Here is a 16938-nt window from a genome sequence, read left to right as displayed (position 1 = left end):
GACCTGAGCGCCAGCCTGGCCGAGAGCGCGCTGGCCGCCGACACCGACTACACGCCCACGCAGCAGGCCGCGGCCTTGCTGGAGCATGCCTGGCAGCTCGCCGGGGCCAGCCGCTGGGCCGATTTCGAGCGCTGCCGCGCGGTGCTGCTGACCCTGCTGCCGCGGCTGGCGCCGATGGACCGGCGCTTCTTCCAGCGCGAAATCGAGGGTGCCGGCGCGCCGGCCCCGCACTAGACTCCAGAAAGAGGAGCAGACGCACCTTGACCGAGATCGAATTCAAGTTCGAGATTCCCGCGCATCGCCTGGCCGGGCTGCAGAAGGACCTGGCGCGCGCCCAGACCGTGCGCACCCACCTGCAGGCACGCTACTTCGACACCGCCGACGGCCGCCTGGCGAAGAACAATGCCGCGCTGCGCCTGCGCAAGGAAGGCCGGCGCTGGGTGCAGACCGCCAAGGCGCTGGGCGACGGGCCGCTGCACCGGCTGGAGCACAACGCCGACCTCGGCGTGCCGCGCGCCGGCGCGCCGGTGGCGGTCGACCTGCAGCGGCACGACGGCACGCCGGTGGGCGATGTGCTGGCGCGCGTGCTGGAAGACGAACCGCTGGTCGAGACCTTTGCGACCGACATCTGGCGCAGCACGCGCCGCGCCCGCCTGGGCCGCAGCATCGTCGAACTGGCACTGGACACGGGCCGCGTCATCGCGCCGGCATCGGACGGCAAACCCGAGCGCGTGGCCGTGGTGCGCGAACTGGAGATCGAACTGGTCAGCGGCAGCGTCGCCGACCTGGTGGAACTGGCGCAGCGCTGGTCGCAGCGGCACGGCCTGTGGTTCAGCACCGTGAGCAAGGCCGAGCGCGGCGAGCGCCTGCGCGTGGCGCAGCAGCAGGAGAACCAAGGCTCTTCGCAAGAGGAAGAGGCTCGCGCCGTCAAGGCCACGCCGCCGCGCCTGCGCGATGCGGAGGGCGGCAAGGTAAGCGGTGCCGAGCTGCAGCGCGCCGTGGTGGCGGCCTGCCTGGCGCAGATCCTGCCCAATGCCACCGAGATCGCGGCCGGCGCCACTGCGCCCGAGCTGGTCCACCAGCTGCGCGTGGGCATCCGCCGCCTGCGCAGCGCGCTGCGCGAGCTGGAGTCCGTGGCGCCGGGCCGCTTCGACACCGCCGCCTGGGAGCCGGTGCTGGTCGAATCCTTCCGCGCGCTGGGGGCGCAGCGCGACCGCGATGTGCTGCAGGCCCGGCTGCAGCCGCGCCTGCAGGCGGCCGGGGCGCCGCCGATCGAGCTGCCGCAGGCGGCCGATGCGCAACAGGTCTCCAGCCCGGGCGAGCTGGTGCGCGGTGCCGCCTTCCAGAAGGTGCTGGTGGCGCTGATCGGCTTCGCAGCGCCGCCCGACGACCACGCCGCAGAACCCGCCGACAAGGACGAGGCCACTGCGGTGCGCAAGGCGGTGGCGCAGCGGCTGGACAAGCTGCATCGCCAGCTGCGCAAGGCCGGAAGGCGCTTCGAGCAGTTGCCGCCCGACCAGCAGCACCGCGCGCGCAAGCGCCTGAAGCGCCTGCGCTACCTGGCCGAATTCGTCGCGCCCCTGTTCGACAAGGACAAGGCGCACCGCTATGTGGAGCACCTGCTGCCGGCGCAGGACACGCTGGGCGACTACAACGACGATGTGGTGGCCATCGACGTCTACCGTGCCGCCGCCGAGCAGGCCCCGCGTGCCTGGTTCGCCGTGGGCTGGCTCGCGGCGCAGCGGCCGGCCAGCGCCCACGCGTGCGCGAAGGCGCTGTGCGCCCTGGGCGACGCGCGAAAGTTCTGGAAGTAGCCGGCGCCCTGCCGCAAGGAAGCGGCCGCCGTCGAAGCGGTCAGAATGCTGCCGATGCAATCCGCCCCTCCTGATCTCTTCGACGAGGCCTACTACCAGCGCTTCTACTACGACAAGAAGACCAGCGTGGTCGACCCGATGCATGTCGAGCGCCTCGGCGCGTTCGTGTGCGCCTACCTGCAATACCTGCGCGTGCCGGTGGCGCGCGTGCTCGACCTGGGCTGCGGCATCGGCCTGTGGAAGGAAATCGTCGCGCGGCACTTTCCGCAGGCCAGCTTCCACGGCGTGGAGTTCAGCGAGTACCTGTGCGGCCGCTTCGGCTGGGAGCGCGGCTCGGTGGTCGACTACCAGGCCCGCGAGCCCTTCGACTTCGTGGTCTGCCAGGGCGTGCTGCCGTACCTGAACCCGGCCGACCTGAAGCGCGCGCTGAACAACCTCGGCCGCCTGAGCCGGGGCGCGCTGTACGTCGAAGCCGTGACGCGCGAGGACTACGAGCGCGACGTGATCGACGAGGACCTGACCGACGCGCGCATCTTCCGGCACCGCGCGCAGGTCTACCGGCAGGGCCTGCTGCGGCATTTCCACGAGATCGGCGGCGGCGTGTGGCTGAGCCGGGAGGCCGAGGTGCCGCTCTTCTCGCTGGAACACGCGCCGGAGTGAGGGGCATGGCCCCGCGGCCGCGGGGCAGGGGGCGCCGCTGCTAGAGTGCAGCGATGACCCAGCGAGAGCTGTCGTCGCAGCCGCGCGGCGCGAACACGCTTGTCGACCAGAACCGTCGCTTCTATGACGCGCTGTGGTCGGAGGCCCGGTTGATCGAGCCCCAACGCTTCAACACCTGGCCGCTGGTGCAGTCCCTCTTGCCCGAAGCGGGTCGGCGCCTGGAAGTGGGACCCGGTCTGCGGCCCCGCCTGCCCATCGAGGGAACGCATTTCGCGGACATCAGCGCGCCCGCGCTGTCGGTGCTGACCGAGCATGGCGGGCAGACCACGCTGGCCGAGGTGACGCGGCTGCCCTTTGCCGACGCCACCTTCGACCTCGTCTGCGCGCTGGACATCGTCGAGCATGTGGACGACGGGGACGGCGCGCTGGCGGAACTGGTGCGCGTTGCCAGGCCGGGCGCGGTGCTGCTGATGTCGACGCCGCTGCACCCGTCGCGCTGGACCGCGTTCGACGACTTCGTCGGCCACAAGCGGCGCTACCAGCCCGCCCACCTGCTGGCCTTGCTGGCACGGAACGCACTGGCTGTGGAGCGCAGTGCGGTGTTCGGCATGAAGCCGCAGTCGTCGCGGCTGGTCGACCTCGGCATGTGGTGGCTCACGCACCACCGCGAGCTGGCCATGAGCACCTACAACCGGTCCCTCATGCCGCTCGGGCTGCGGTTCCAGAAGGCGCTGCAGCTGGAGCCCGGGCTCATCGCGATGGACGAGGTGGACGAGATCCTGCTGGTGTGCCGCAAGGGGCGGGCCGCCGCGCTCAGCGCCGCCGGCGCGCCGCCACGGCCTTCGCCAGCTTCTGCAGCACCGGCACCGTCTGCGTGAAGCCGATGCAGGCATCGGTGATCGAGACGCCGTGCTTCAGCGGCACGCCGGCCACCAGGTCCTGCCGGCCTTCCTCCAGGTGGCTCTCGATCATCACGCCGGTGATGCGGCGCTCGCCCCCGGCAATCTGCGCGGCCACGTCCTCGGCCACCACGATCTGCCGCTGGTGCTGCTTGCTGCTGTTGCCGTGCGACACGTCGATCATCACCTGCTCGCGCAAGCCGTTGGCGGCCAGCTGTTCGCAGCTCGCCGCCACGTCCTGGGCGGAATGGTTGGGCGCCTTGCCGCCGCGCAGGATCACGTGGCAGTCGGCATTGCCGCGCGTCTCGAAGATGGCGGCCATGCCCATCTTGGTCATGCCCATGAAGGCGTGCGGCGCACGGGCGGCCAGGATGGCGTCGGCCGCCACCTTGATGCTGCCGTCGGTGCCGTTCTTGAAGCCCACCGGGCAGCTCAGGCCCGAGGCCAGCTGGCGGTGGCTCTGGCTTTCGGTGGTGCGCGCGCCGATGGCGCCCCAGGCGATCAGGTCGGCGATGAACTGCGGGCTCAGCAGGTCCAGGAACTCGGTGCCGGTGGGCAGGCCCAGCTGGGTGAGCTCCAGCAGCAGGCGGCGCGCCCGCTCCAGCCCTTCGTTGATGGCGAAGCTGCCGTCCAGGTGCGGGTCGTTGATGTAGCCCTTCCAGCCCACGGTGGTGCGCGGCTTCTCGAAGTAGGCGCGCATCACGATCAGCAGGTCGTCACTCAATGCGTCGGCCTGGGCCTTCAGCCGGTGCGCATAGTCCAGCGCCTGGTCGTGGTCATGGATGGAGCAGGGGCCCACCACCACCACCAGCCGGTCGTCGCGCCCATGCAGCACGTCGGCAATGGCGCGGCGGCTCTGTTCCACCAGCGCCAGGGTGCTGCTGCCCACCGCAACGCGCTCCTGCAGCAGGGCCGGGGTGATGAGCGGGCGCACGGCGCCGATGCGCACGTCGTCGATGCGGGTGGTGTCCAGGGTGCTGTCGCGAGAGCCGACTTCGGCGTCGTGGAAGGGGTTGTCGATCTGGGTCATGGGAGCGCTCGTGGGTGGGAAGTTGCCTGCCATTGTCGCAAGCAGCCGATGGTCGGCCGGGGCTTGCCTTTCTGCCACGGCGCTTTCACAGTGGCAGCCCGATGCACTGGCATAGTGCGCACTGGATTTTGATATCCGAATAACCAAGGAAGGAGCCATAAAAATGTCAACCAAGGCAACAGGGGCGGGGCGGGCGAGCGAGCGCCTCGAGGAAGTTCTGAAAATCATCCAGGCCAAGGTGGCCGATGCCGCGTCGGCCGGCCAACTCTCGGCCTTCGTGCGCGAGTATTTCGGGCAGGTCGACCCCGAAGACCTGGCCGAGCGCCAGGCGGCCGACCTGTACGGCGCCGCCATGTCTCACTGGAGTTACGCGCGCCGGCGCGAGCCGGGGCAGGCCAAGGTGCGGGTGTTCAACCCCAGCATTGCCGAGCACGGCTGGCAGTCCACCCACACCATCATCGAGATCGTCAACGACGACATGCCTTTCCTGGTCGATTCGGTGACCATGGAGGTCAATCGCCACGGCCTGACGCTGCACCTGATCATCCACCCGCTGATCGGCGTGAAGCGCGATGCCCAGGGGCAGCTGACCGACGTGGGCGCCGGCGACTCGCAGCGCGAATCCTTCATCCACGTGGAGGTCGACCGCGTGGCCGACCCCAAGCAGCTCGAAGCGCTCACGGCAGACCTGGCGCGCGTGCTGGGCGACGTGCGCGCGGCCGTGGCCGACTGGCACAAGATGCAGCAGCGCGTGCTGGACATCGTCGGCCAGCTGGAAAAGCAGGCGCCGCCCATTCCGTCGGAAGAGCTGTCGGAAGACCTGGCCTTTTTGCGCTGGCTGGCGGACGGCCACTTCACCTTCCTGGGCCACCGCAGCCACGACCTGGTGGCGCAGGGCAGCGACGACACCCTGCGCACCGTGCCCGGCTCCGGCCTGGGCATCCTGCGCGAATCGGCCAAGGACCCGGGCGTGGCCTTTGCCGCCCTGCCGCCCAGGGTGCGCGCGCTGGCGCGGCTGCCGCAGCTGCTGGTGATCACCAAGTCCACCTCGCGCTCCACCGTGCACCGGCCGGGCTACCTGGACTACATCGGCATCAAGCGCTTCGACGCGGCCGGGCAGGTGGTGGGCGAAGACCGCTTCCTGGGCCTGTTCACCCACACGGCCTACAGCGCCAGCCCGGTCGACATTCCGCTCTTGCGCAAGAAGGTGGCCGACGTGCTGCTGCGCGCCGGGCTGCCGCCGGCCAGCCACTCGGGCAAGGCGCTGGTGAACATCCTCGACACCTATCCGCGCGACGAGCTGTTCCAGACCGGCGGCGACGAGCTGCTGGCCACCGCAGTGGGCGTGCTGCACCTGGAGGAGCGTCAGCGCTTTCGCCTGTTCGTGCGCAGCGAGCCCTACGAGCGCTTCGTGGTGTGCATGATCTACGCGCCGCGCGAGAACTACACCACCGAGCTGCGCCAGAAGTGGCAGGCCATTCTCGAGAAGGCCTTCAACGGCCAGGGCTCCGAGTTCAACGTGCATTTGTCCGAATCGATGCTGGCGCGCATCCAGATCACGGTGCGCACCAAGCCCGGCGAGATTCCGCCTTACGACGTGCGCGAGCTGGAGCAGCGCCTGAAGGACGCTGCGCGCCGCTGGGAAGACGACCTGAAGGCCGCGCTGATCGAATCGGCTGGCGAGGCCCGCGGCAACGCGCTGCTGCGCAAGTACGCCGGCGCCTTTCCGGCCGGCTATCGGGATGAATTCGCCGCGCGCGCGGCGGTGCACGACATCGAGCTGGTCGAGCAGCTCAGCGACACCAACCCGCTGGGCATGAACCTGTACAAGCCGCTGGAGGCGGCACCCGGCACCCTGCGCTTCAAGCTGGTGGTGCGCGGCGCGCCGCTGGTGCTGTCCACCAGCCTGCCGATGATGGAGCACCTGGGCATGCGGGTGCTGGACGAGCATCCGCACCGCATCGGCACGCAGGGCGGCAGCGTGGTGTGGGTGCACGACTTCGGCCTGGCCAGTGCCCTGGGCGAAACCGATGTGGACGTGGACGCGCTGCGCCCGGTGTTCGAGGAGGCCTTCGGCGCCGTCTACACCGGCAGCGTGGAGAACGACGACTTCAACCGCCTGGTGCCGGCCGCGCGGATCCCGGTGCACGACATCGTGGTGCTGCGCGCCTACGCCAAGTACATGAAGCAGATCGGCTTTGCGCTGTCGCAGGCCTTTGTCGAAAGCACGCTGGTGGGCAACGCGGCCATTGCGCGCAAGCTGGTGGAGCTGTTCCGCGTGCGCTTCGACCCGGCCGGCGGCGGCGACGCGAGCGCCGTGCAGGCCAAGGTGGATGAGATCGAGGCGGCGCTGGAGCAGGTGTCCAACCTCTCGGAAGACCGCGTGCTGCGCAGCCTGCTGGGGCTGATGATGGCGACCACCCGCACCAACTTCTGGCGGCGCGGGGCCCAGGGCGAACGCAAGGGCTTCCTGTCCTTCAAGTTCGATTCGAGCAAGGTGCCGGACCTGCCCGCGCCCAAGCCCATGTTCGAGATCTTCGTGTACTCCACCCGCTTCGAGGGCGTGCACCTGCGCGGCGGGCGCGTGGCGCGCGGCGGCCTGCGCTGGTCCGACCGGCCGGAAGACTTCCGCACCGAGGTGCTGGGCCTGGTGAAGGCGCAGATGGTGAAGAACACGGTGATCGTGCCGGTGGGCTCCAAGGGCGGCTTCGTGCTCAAGCGCGCGCCCTCGCCGGCCGATCGCGAGGCCTACATGAAGGAAGGCGTGAGCTGCTACCAGGACTACCTGCGCGGCCTGCTCGACATCACCGACAACCGGGTGGGCGGCGCCATCGTGCCCCCGCCGGATGTGAAGCGCCTGGACGACGACGACCCCTACCTGGTGGTGGCCGCCGACAAGGGCACCGCCACCTTCAGCGACTATGCCAATGCCGTAAGCGCCGAATACGGCCACTGGCTGGGCGATGCCTTCGCCTCGGGCGGCTCGGTGGGCTACGACCACAAGGCCATGGGCATCACCGCGCGCGGCGCGTGGGAGTCGGTCAAGCGGCATTTCCGCGAGATGGGCATCGACACGCAGAGCCAGGACTTCACCGTGGCCGGCATCGGCGACATGTCGGGCGACGTGTTCGGCAACGGCATGCTGCTGTCGCGCCACATCCTGCTGGTGGCGGCCTTCGACCACCGCCACATCTTTTTGGACCCCACGCCCGATGCGGAAAAGAGCTTTGTCGAGCGCGAGCGCATGTTCAAGCTGCCGCGCTCGTCCTGGGCCGACTACGACGCGAGCCTGATCTCCAAGGGCGGCGGCATCCATGCGCGCACGGCCAAGTCGGTTGCGCTCACGCCCGAGGTGAAGGCGGCGCTGGGCATCGACGCGAAGGTGGAGCACCTCACGCCCACCGAGCTGGTCAACGCCATCCTGAAGGCGCCGGTGCAGCTCATCTACAACGGCGGCATCGGCACCTACGTCAAGGCCAGCCACGAGAGCCATGCGCAGGTGGGCGACCGGGCCAACGACATGCTGCGCGTCAACGGCAAGGAGCTGCGCTGCAAGGTGTTCGCCGAGGGCGGCAACCTGGGCTGCACGCAGCTGGGGCGCATCGAGTTCGCGCGCGCGGGCGGGCGCATCAACACCGACGCCATCGACAACTCGGCGGGCGTGGACACCTCCGACCACGAGGTCAACATCAAGATCCTGCTGGGCCTGCCGCTGGCCGAGGGCGAGCTGACCGACAAGCAGCGCAATGCCATCCTGCCCGAGATGACCGACGAGGTGGCCCGGCTGGTGCTGCGCGACAACATCTTCCAGACGCAGATCCTCTCGGTCACGCACCGGGTGGCGCCGCAGCTGCTGGACGCGCAAACGCGCTTCATGCAGTTCCTGGAAAAGGCGGGGCGGCTGAACCGCGCCATCGAGTTCTTGCCGACCGACGAGGAGCTGGCCGAGCGGCGCGCCGCCGGCCAGGGCTTGTCCACGCCCGAGGCGGCGGTGCTGCTGGCCTACAGCAAGATCTGGCTGTACGACGAGCTGCTGGCCTCGCCGCTGCCCGACGACCCGTGGGTGGCCACGGCGCTGGAGCGCTACTTCCCCACGCTGCTGCGCGAGCGCTTTGCCGGCTGGATGACGCGGCACCCGCTCAAGCGCGAGATCATCGCCACCTACGTCACCAACAGCACCATCAACCGGGTGGGCAGCACGCTGGTGCACCGGCTGGCCGAGACCACCGGCGCGCGTCCCTTCGAAGTGGTGCGCGCCTACCTGATGAGCCGCGAGATCTTCGGCATGGTGCCGCTGTGGACGGCGGTGGACGCGCTGGACAACAAGGTGGACGACGCGGTGCAGAGCAAGCTGCTCACCGACACCAGCCGCCAGCTGGAGCGCGCCACCAAGTGGTTCCTGCGCTCGCGGCGCCTGGCGGAAGACCTGCAGTCGGTCATCGACCATTTCAAGCCCAACGTGGAGACGCTCTCGGCGCGCCTGCCGCAGCTGCTGGATGCCGACGAGCGCGGCCGCGACGAGGCGGCCGTGGCGCAGTACACGCAGGGCGGCGTGCCGCGCGAGCTGGCCGAGCGCGTGGTCACCTTCGACTCGCTCAACGCCACGCTGGACATTGCCGAGCTGGCCGGCAGCACGCATTGGCCGGTGGAGCTGGTGGCCGCCATCTACTTCGACCTGGCCAACCGCCTGGGCATGCCCTGGCTGCGCGACCGCATCGCGGCGCTGCCCGGCGATGCCCACTGGCAGATGCTGGCCAAGGGCGCCATGCTGGACGACCTGTCGGGGCTGGAGCGCGCCATCACGGCGGCGGTGCTGGCCGGCGGCGGCCACGACGCCGAAACCGAGTCGCCCGAGAAGCTGGTGGACACCTGGACGAGCAGCAACGGCCGCACGCTCGAGCGCGCCGCGCAGCTCATGGCCGAGCTGCGCGCGGTGCCGGCGCCGGATGCCGCCATGCTCTCGGTGGCGCTGCGGGAGCTGCGGGCACTGGCGTAATTGACCCACCCCCGAATCTCGCTCACTTCGTGTAGCTCGGATACGTGCTGCGGCCAGAGGCCTTGCCCTTCGCGCTGTCCAATGCCGCGCAGGCGGCATTGGAGCCGCAGCACTCAGCCCCTCCAGGGGGCGCTCCCGGAGGCCCGGCCAAGCCGGTTCCTCGGGAGCTCTGGGCTAGGATGGCGGACCCATTGGATACCGACTCACCATGAACGAGCCCCGCACCGACCTGGCCAAGATCACTTTTGGCGTACTGAGCATCGTGCTGCTGATCGCTTCGGCGCTCTGGATCCTGCGGCCCTTTCTCGGCGCGACGATCTGGGCGGCGATGGTGGTGGTGGCCAGCTGGCCGGCGCTGCTGTGGTTCGAGTCCAAGCTGTGGGGCCGGCGCTGGATGGCGGTGATCGTCATGGTGGTCATCCTGCTGCTGCTGTTCGTGCTGCCGCTGACCATGGCCATCGTCACCATCGCCGACCATGCCGACACGGTGTCGGCCTGGGTCCGGCAACTGATCGCCCAGGGCCCGCCGGACCTGCCCAACTGGGTGCGCAACCTGCCGCTGGTGGGCGCGAAGATCAATGCCTTCTGGAACGACCTGATCGCCGCCGGCGTGGTGGGGCTGGAGGCCAAGGCGGCGCCCTATGTCGGACGCGTCACCACCTGGGTGGTGTCGCAGGCCGGCGTGGTGGGCAGCCTCACGGTGCAGTTCATGCTCACGGTGGCCATTGCCGGCGTCATGTACGCGGGCGGCGAAGGCGCGGCGGCGGTGGTGCGGCGCTTCGGGCGGCGCATCGGCGGTGCGCGCGGCGAAGAGGCGGTGGTGCTGGCCGGCAAGGCCATCCGCGGCGTGGCGCTGGGCGTGGGCGTCACCGCCATCATCCAGTCGATGATCGGCGGCATCGGCCTGGCCATTGCGGGCGTGCCGCTGGCGGCGCTGCTCACCGCCGTCATGTTCATGCTGTGCATCATCCAGGTCGGCCCCACGCTGGTGATGCTGCCGGCCACCATCTGGGTGTTCTGGCACAGCGCCACGGGCTGGGGCATCTTCCTGGCCGTGTGGACGCTGGTGGTGGGCACCATGGACAACTTCCTGCGGCCCTGGCTCATCAAGCGCGGCGCCGACCTGCCGCTGCTGCTGATCTTCGCCGGCGTCATCGGCGGGCTGCTGGGCTTCGGGCTGGTGGGCATCTTCGTGGGGCCGGTGATGCTGGCCGTGTCCTATACGCTGATCGACGCCTGGCTCAACGATGGCGACCAGCCGGCGCTGCAGACGGGCGGAGGCAAGCCATGAGCATTCCCTACGACTACGACGAAGAGGACGACGAACCGGTCCTGAATGCGCAGGAGCGCAAGGCGATCAGCGGCGACCGCTGGTTCTCCTCGCTGTCGCCATCCCTGCGGCACGACATCCTGCGCCTGGCTTTCGTGCGGCGCTTCACCGACGGCCAGCTCATCGCCGCGCGCGGCGATCCGGCCGAACACTGGCTGGCCTGCGCCAAGGGCGCGGTGCGCATGAGTTCGGTCACCGTGTCGGGCAAGCTGGTGGCGCTCACCTACCTGGAGCCGGGCGCCTGGTTCAACGACGTGGGCCTGTTCGACGGCCAGCGCAACACGCACGACACCTATGCACACGGCGACACCACCGTGCTGTGCCTGGCGCGCGCCGACTTCGACAAGATCCTGGCCACGCATGCCGAGCTGTACGACGCGCTGCTGCGGCTGCAGGCGCGCCGCATCCGGGCGCTGTTCGGCCTGGTGGAAGACCTCAATGCGCTGCCGCTGCGCGCGCGCCTGGCGCGCCAGCTGCTGCACCAGGTGCGCGCCTACGGCGTGCCCAGTCTCACCGATGCCAGCCATGTGCGCATCGGCCTGCAGCTGGCGCAGGAAGAGCTGGCCCAGCTGGTGGGCGCCTCGCGCCAGCGCGTCAACCAGGAACTCAAGGCCATGGAGCGCGAGAACGCCATCCGCGTCGAAGCCGAAGGCCTGGTGGTCATCGACCGTGCGGCGCTGCGGCGCATTTCCGACGCCACCGAATGAGCCGGCCGCTGTGGCTGTCGGCGCGGCCTGATTGACGAAGCCGCGGCGGCCCGGCATAACCGGTAGCGATGGACTTTCACCATCCGCTGTTCCAGAGCCTGGCCCTGCCGCTGGTGCTGGCATTTGGCGCCACCGGCGTGTTGCGGGCCATGCTGGGGCCGGGTGCCGGTGCGCGCTGGGCGGCACTGGGCGTGCCGCTGGCGCTGCTCGTCGGGCTGAGCTGGGTGCTGGGTTGGCGCCTGCCGCCGGGCAGCCTCACCGAAAAACTGCCGTGGGTCTTTCTTTCGGCCGCACTGCTGGGCGCGGGGCTGGAAGCCTGGCGCGCCGACCGCAAGGCGCAATGGCTGGCCGCCGGCCTGTTGTGGGCCCTGGTCATCGTCGCATTGGGCAAGCAGCCGTGGGTGCCGCGCGTGGGCAGCTGGCTGGTGGGCATGGCGGTGATCGGCGCCGTGCTCTACGAAGTGCCTTCGCGCGCCCATGTGGCGGCCATGCTGGTCGTGGCTGGCATCGGCCTGGCGCTGGTGTCCATGATGTCGGGCTCGGCCCTGCTGTTCGAGTTGAGCCTGGGGCTGGCGGCCGCGGTGGCGGGCACCGCCCTGTGGCTCTGGCCGGTGGCGCGCATCTCGCTGGGCGTCAGCGGCCTGTTGGTGGCGGTGATCGGCTGGCTGGCGCTGGCGCAGGGCACCGCGTTGCTTACCTCGGTGCGGCCAGGCGCGGTGCTGCTGCTGGCCGCGGCATTCGGTGCCGGCGACATCGTGCGGGTGCTGCGCCGGCGCCTGCATCGCGGCGAAGGCCGGGCCTGGGCCGAAGCGCTGGTAGTCGCGGCGGTGGCCGCCGTCTGGGTGGCCGCGGCGCTGGCCATTGCGCAATGGGCGGGGCCGCAGCGTTCCGGCGGCGGCAAGGTGCCCGACGATCCCTACTACACGCCCAAATGGTGAAGCGACAACGACGACAACAACGACGCGAAAGGCTGTTTCCTGCATGACTCTGGATACAAGCCCACTGCTGGGCGTGGATGCGCTGTGGCCGCTGTGCCTGGCGCTCGTTCGCGCGCGCCGCGAAGGCGCCGACTTTTCCGGCGAAGCGCAGGGCGCGGGTGCGCTGCACTGGCAGCAGCAACAACAAGGCGAGGGCGGTTGGACGCTGGGTCGCGGCTGGGACGCGCAGGCCGGTGAACTGTTCGCACTGCTCAAGCCCCTGCTGGACCGCCGCGCCGGCAGCGCCCCTTGGGTGGTGGGGCAGCTGGGCCAGAGCCTGGACGGCTGCATCGCCACGCACGGCGGCGACGCCAACTACATCAACGGCCAGGAAGTGCTCACCCATCTGCACCGCCTGCGCGCCTTGAGCGACGCGGTGCTGGTGGGCGCAGCCACGGCGGCCATCGACAACCCCCAGCTCACCACGAGGCGGGTGGCGGGCGAGAACCCGGTGCGCGTGCTGCTCGACCCCGGCCTGCGGCTGCCGCGCGACCTGCGCGTGTTCACCGACGAGCAGGCGCCGACGCTGCTGGCGTGCGACGCCGGCATGCGCCAGGAGGCAGCGCAGCGCGTGGGCGCGCACCAGGTGCTGGCCGTGCCGGGCCTGGTTGACCGCCAAGGCGGCGTGCAACTGCGCCCGCTGCTCGATGCATTGGCAGAGCGTGGTCTTCGCGTGCTGTTCGTCGAGGGCGGCGGCGTGACCGTGTCGCGCTTCGTGCAGCAGGGCTGCATGGACCGGCTGCACCTGAGCATCGCGCCCCTGGTCATCGGCGGCGGGCGGCCGGGCCTCTCGCTGCCGGGCGGCACGGCGCTGCGCGACTGCGCGCGGCCGCAGGGGCGTGTCTATCGCTTTGGCGCGGACATCCTGTGGGACCTGGACCTGCGCGCGTCCTGCGGCTGAGTGCCGGGATGTGCACTACGCCGCATCTTGCCGAAGGTCGCTGACGAGCTTGGCGATGCGACGCTGCCGCGTCTGGAGCGACTTGGCATTCTCGATCGCAGCCACGTGCTTCCGTTGGAGCCCGAATGGCAAGCGGTCAAAGGCGGCTCTTGCGCGTTGATCCTTGTTCAGGGCCTCGGTCAGGTCGGTCGGCTCCTCCACCGTCCTCGGCGCTTCGTCGAGCGCCACCAGAACTTCCACGAGATCGCCCATCGAGATATTGCTTGCTCGTCGATTGGCCGCACTGATGCCCACCAGGTACTTGCCATCCTTCACCGCGATTCTGCTTCGCCATTTGTGACCGTTGATGGAGATGGCGACCGGTGGCCGCGCGCCTGCGCCGAACGACTCGATGCCATCCTTCGGGACCTCCACGGCCGCCGCATTGCCCGAAGGGGCGACCTTTGCCTGGAATTTGAGTTTCATGCGGTTGTGGCGCTAGCCCAGTGGCAGCTCGATCGAGCCCGACAGCGGAACCGAATCGATTCGCGCACCGCTGGCGACGATGATGGCCCGGCCGGGCAGTTCGGCCAGGCCGGCCAGCGTGCGCCACAGGAAGCGCGTCGATGCCGCGTCGAGCCCGCCGGTGGGCTCGTCGAGCAAAGTGAGCGCACGTCCCGATGCCAGCGCAGCCGCCAACCAGACCTTGCGCTTCGACCCGGTCGAAAGCATGTGCATCCGCTTCTCGAGGTGCGGAGCCAGGGCGAATCCTTCAACGCAGGCTTGCCACCGCGCCTGGCTGAAGTCAACATCGCCGGCGCTGAGCGATGCTGTGCATTCGGCAGGGGTCGCGTCGTCGTACGCGTCGGCTTCCGGGTTGCAGAAGAAGACGTTGTTTCGATAGTCCTCGGGCCGGTGTTCAAGGCTCACGCCCGCCAGATTCAGGCGGCCCTTGGCGGGAAGCTCGCCTGCAAGCACGCGAAGAAGCGTCGACTTTCCGCTGCCGGTGTCGCCGTACAACTGCGTCACGCCCGCGCCGATCGAGGCGCTCCATCCGTCCACCAGCGGCGCGGCGTCCGCATGGGAGAAGCGCAACTCATGGATGTCGAGGATGGGCTTGCCGCTGACGCTTGCGCCGGATGCTCGTGAAGATGTCATGGGCACAAGGCTAACGCATGGGCTTCCGGCACCTGGCATGGCGTCAACACTCACCGTGCCGACGGGCGCCTGACTACTTCTTCGCCGGCAACGCCAGCAACTCCGCATGCCCGATCTGCAGGCTGCTGTGCGCCGCCTGCGCCAGGCGCTGCAGGCGCCAGGTCAGCACCAGGTCGCGCGCGCCGGGGTCCTGCTCGAGCGCCGCATCGGCCAGGCCGTCGATCATCTGCACCAGCATGCGTGCGCCGCCCGACGCGGCGGCCAGCTGCCAGTCGCTGCCGGCCTGCACGCAGCGGTAGCCCAGGGCCACCAGGCGCTCGACCGCACGCGGCACGGCGTCCGCGCCCAGGGCCGGGCCGCCGAAGCCCTTGTCGCGATGCTGGTGGGCCGCGAACAGCTTGGCCATCTGCGCATCCGCGGGCATGGCGGGCTGCCATTCGATGCGCCCGTCCACCGACAGCGAGCACAGCAGCGCCGCCTGCGCCTCGTGCACCTTGGTGAGCAGCGCGGCCAGCCACGAGGCCGACACCAGGTCGAGCAGCGCCGAGGTGGTGACCAGCTGCGAGCCCGCGAAGGGCAGGGCGTCGAGCTCGCGCACCAGGTCGGCCTTCTGCCAGCTCAGCTCGGCGCGCCAGTGGGCGGCTTCGATGACGAGGCTGTCGTCGGTCGCGCCTTGCGCAGTTTTCAGGCGATGGGTTTCCGCCCATCGGGTCATCGCGCCGGGCAGTGCAGCCAGCAGGCGCGCGTCGTGGTCCACCAGGTGCCAGCGCTGGTTTCCGCCCAGGCGCGGGGCCAGCACGCGCAGGTTGGCGCCGGTGCCGCAGCCCAGGTCGAGCACGCGATAGGGCGTGCCGCCGGTGCCGGCCTCGGCGGCCGATGCCTGCTGCTGCAGGTCCTGCAGGTCCAGTGAAGAGGCTTCGCGCGCTGCGCGGTCGAAGGGTTCGCGCAGGGCCAGCCAGTCGGGGCTGAAGCTCATCGTCTTGGGGTTCCTCGTGGTTCATCGTCGTCGTGCGGCACCGCGGCGAGGGCGTGGGCGAAGCGCTCGCTGCTGGATGCCCAGCTGGGCAATGCGGCGCGTGCGGCCAGCGCACCGCCGCGAAGCTGCGCGCGCCAGGCGTCGTCGTCCAGCAGCCGCTGCAGGGCGGCGCGCAGGGCCGGTACGTCGCCGGGCGGCACCAGCATGCCGGCGGTGCCCGGCACGGTGTCGGCGATGGCGCCGGCACGTGTGCTGACGACCGGCAGGCCGTGCGCGATGGCTTCGGCCAGCGCCATGCCGTAGCCCTCGTGAAAGGAAGGCAGCACGAAAGCGTCGGCCATGGCGTAGAGGCGGCGCAGGCCGGCTTCGTCCTGCTCGTCGTGAAGCAGCACGCGGTCTTGCAACCGGTGCTCGGCAATGGCCTGCTGCAAGGCGGCGCTGCAGGCCGGGTCCATGCTGAGGCTGCCGGCGCAGTGCAGGCGCCAGGGCCGGTCCTTCAGGCCCGCCAGCGCGTCGACGAGCACGGCATGGCCCTTGCGCGGCGTGATCGTGGCCACGCACAGCAGCTGCAGGGCTTCGCCGGGTGCAGAGCCCCGGGCCACGGGCGCCGCATCGGTACCGGGCTCGACCACGCGGATGTGCGACGGCGCCACGCCGAAATCGGCCACCAGGTTGCGCGCGGTGAAGGGGCTGGTCACGATGATGGCGCGCGCGGCCTGCAGGGCATGGCGCTCCGAGGCATGCAGGGCCTGCCGCTGCGCATCGCCAAGGCCGCTTTCCAGCGCGAGCGGGTGATGCACCAGCGCAACCCAGCGCAGGCGGCCGGCGTGCGCGTGTGCGAGTTCGTCCAGCACGCCGAAGGCCAGGCCGTCGACCAGCACCAGCGCACCATGGGGCAGGGCCTCGACCACGCGCCGGGCCTGCGCCAGCACGTCCGCACTCGGCCATGGAAAGCCGGGGCCGAGCGACTGCACATCCACCTGCCATCCCAGTGCGCGCAGGCCGTCGATGATGCGGCGGTCGTAGGTGTAGCCGCCGGTGCGGGTCGACAGCTCGCCTGGCACGAGAAAGCTGCAGTGGCGCGCCGCGCCCGTCAAACCGGCAGCTTCCCTTCGTACGCCGCCCAGGCCACATGCGACTCGTGCAAACACACGCGCATGTGCGCGAGGCCGCCGGCATGCGGGCCGAGTTCGCCCTGGGCGATGCGCGCGGCGCAGCGGTCGAAGATCACCTTGGCCAGGAACTCGGTGGTGGTGTTGCGGCCGGCAAAGGCCGGCTCCTCGTCCAGGTTGCGGAAGTTCAGCTCGCCCAGCACGGCGCGCAGCATGTCGGTGGTGCGCGCGATGTCGGCCACCATGCCGTCGGCGTCGAGCTGCGCGCGGCGCAACTCGAGGTCGACCACGTAGGTGGCGCCGTGCATGCGCTGCGCGGGGCCGAAGGCTTCGCCGCGAAAGCTGTGGGCGATCATGAAATGGTCTCGGACGTTGACGCTGAACATGGGGTCGGTCTTC

Annotated in this window: 14 protein-coding genes and 1 pseudogene; 9 read left to right on the top strand and 6 right to left on the bottom strand. The window is 70.1% G+C overall.

Features of this window, described 5'->3' with window-relative positions; genetic code table 11:
* From VSO01S_RS27565 to VSO01S_RS18630, 4 genes and pseudogenes are all read left to right on the top strand, one after another.
* A pseudogene (locus VSO01S_RS27565) lies at positions 1 to 234 on the top strand (DUF4105 domain-containing protein); the annotation flags it as partial.
* Between the two features lie 26 nt (positions 235 to 260).
* Positions 261 to 1814, top strand: coding sequence for a CYTH and CHAD domain-containing protein (locus VSO01S_RS18640; RefSeq protein WP_068644311.1), 1554 nt, complete (start codon positions 261 to 263; stop codon positions 1812 to 1814).
* A 54-nt stretch (positions 1815 to 1868) separates the two neighbouring features.
* Positions 1869 to 2474, top strand: a complete 606-nt coding sequence (locus VSO01S_RS18635; RefSeq protein WP_068644313.1) for a class I SAM-dependent methyltransferase — start codon at positions 1869 to 1871, stop codon at positions 2472 to 2474.
* A 53-nt stretch (positions 2475 to 2527) separates the two neighbouring features.
* Positions 2528 to 3352 carry a class I SAM-dependent methyltransferase gene (locus VSO01S_RS18630; RefSeq protein WP_084241960.1) on the top strand — a complete coding sequence of 275 codons (825 nt, stop codon included), beginning with the start codon at positions 2528 to 2530 and terminating at the stop codon, positions 3350 to 3352.
* On the opposite strand, the gene VSO01S_RS18625 is transcribed toward VSO01S_RS18630, so the two are convergent.
* Entirely contained in the window at positions 3288 to 4403 is a 1116-nt protein-coding gene (locus VSO01S_RS18625; RefSeq protein ID WP_068644310.1) for a 3-deoxy-7-phosphoheptulonate synthase, read from the bottom strand. The genes VSO01S_RS18630 and VSO01S_RS18625 overlap by 65 nt on opposite strands.
* Before the next feature lie 163 nt (positions 4404 to 4566).
* On the opposite strand from VSO01S_RS18625, the gene VSO01S_RS18620 reads away from it, so the two are divergent.
* The 5 genes from VSO01S_RS18620 to VSO01S_RS18600 all read left to right on the top strand — a co-directional run bounded on the left by VSO01S_RS18620 (position 4567) and on the right by VSO01S_RS18600 (position 13314).
* Positions 4567 to 9399, top strand: coding sequence for an NAD-glutamate dehydrogenase (locus VSO01S_RS18620; RefSeq protein ID WP_068644309.1), 4833 nt, complete (start codon positions 4567 to 4569; stop codon positions 9397 to 9399).
* Positions 9400 to 9607: 208 nt separating this feature from the next.
* The gene (ydiK, locus tag VSO01S_RS18615; RefSeq protein ID WP_068644308.1) at positions 9608 to 10690 is read left to right on the top strand and encodes an AI-2E family transporter YdiK; all 1083 of its coding nucleotides are present in this window, start codon (positions 9608 to 9610) and stop codon (positions 10688 to 10690) included.
* Positions 10687 to 11436, top strand: a complete 750-nt coding sequence (locus VSO01S_RS18610) for a Crp/Fnr family transcriptional regulator (protein ID WP_068644307.1) — start codon at positions 10687 to 10689, stop codon at positions 11434 to 11436. The genes ydiK and VSO01S_RS18610 overlap by 4 nt, the downstream gene beginning before the upstream one ends.
* Positions 11437 to 11504: 68 nt before the next feature.
* Positions 11505 to 12374: a hypothetical protein gene (locus VSO01S_RS18605; protein ID WP_068644306.1), complete on the top strand. Its 870-nt coding sequence runs from the start codon at positions 11505 to 11507 to the stop codon at positions 12372 to 12374.
* Between the two features lie 43 nt (positions 12375 to 12417).
* On the top strand, positions 12418 to 13314 hold the full coding sequence (locus VSO01S_RS18600; protein WP_084241959.1) for a RibD family protein: 897 nt from the start codon (positions 12418 to 12420) through the stop codon (positions 13312 to 13314).
* Positions 13315 to 13329: 15 nt separating this feature from the next.
* Here VSO01S_RS18600 and VSO01S_RS18595 read toward each other — a convergent pair whose 3' ends face one another.
* The 5 genes from VSO01S_RS18595 to VSO01S_RS18575 all read right to left on the bottom strand — a co-directional run bounded on the left by VSO01S_RS18595 (position 13330) and on the right by VSO01S_RS18575 (position 16925).
* Positions 13330 to 13779, bottom strand: a complete 450-nt coding sequence (locus tag VSO01S_RS18595; RefSeq protein WP_068644304.1) for a YdeI/OmpD-associated family protein — start codon at positions 13777 to 13779, stop codon at positions 13330 to 13332.
* A 12-nt stretch (positions 13780 to 13791) separates the two neighbouring features.
* The gene (locus VSO01S_RS18590) at positions 13792 to 14451 is read right to left on the bottom strand and encodes an ABC transporter ATP-binding protein (RefSeq protein WP_068644303.1); all 660 of its coding nucleotides are present in this window, start codon (positions 14449 to 14451) and stop codon (positions 13792 to 13794) included.
* 73 nt (positions 14452 to 14524) lie between these two features.
* Positions 14525 to 15427 carry a class I SAM-dependent methyltransferase gene (locus tag VSO01S_RS18585; protein ID WP_068644302.1) on the bottom strand — a complete coding sequence of 301 codons (903 nt, stop codon included), beginning with the start codon at positions 15425 to 15427 and terminating at the stop codon, positions 14525 to 14527.
* Entirely contained in the window at positions 15424 to 16524 is a 1101-nt protein-coding gene (locus VSO01S_RS18580; protein WP_068644301.1) for a glycosyltransferase family 4 protein, read from the bottom strand. Before VSO01S_RS18580 ends, VSO01S_RS18585 begins: the two co-directional genes overlap by 4 nt.
* Positions 16521 to 16925 carry a 6-pyruvoyl trahydropterin synthase family protein gene (locus VSO01S_RS18575; RefSeq protein WP_068644300.1) on the bottom strand — a complete coding sequence of 135 codons (405 nt, stop codon included), beginning with the start codon at positions 16923 to 16925 and terminating at the stop codon, positions 16521 to 16523. The genes VSO01S_RS18580 and VSO01S_RS18575 overlap by 4 nt, the downstream gene beginning before the upstream one ends.
* Between the last annotated feature and the right edge of the window lie 13 nt (positions 16926 to 16938).

Origin of the sequence: Variovorax soli NBRC 106424, assembly GCF_001591385.1 — a bacterium.
Taxonomy (GTDB): Bacteria; Pseudomonadota; Gammaproteobacteria; order Burkholderiales; family Burkholderiaceae_C; genus Variovorax; species Variovorax soli.
The sequence above is the reverse complement of the archived record's forward strand: the minus strand, read 5'-3'. Positions and strand labels throughout refer to the sequence as shown.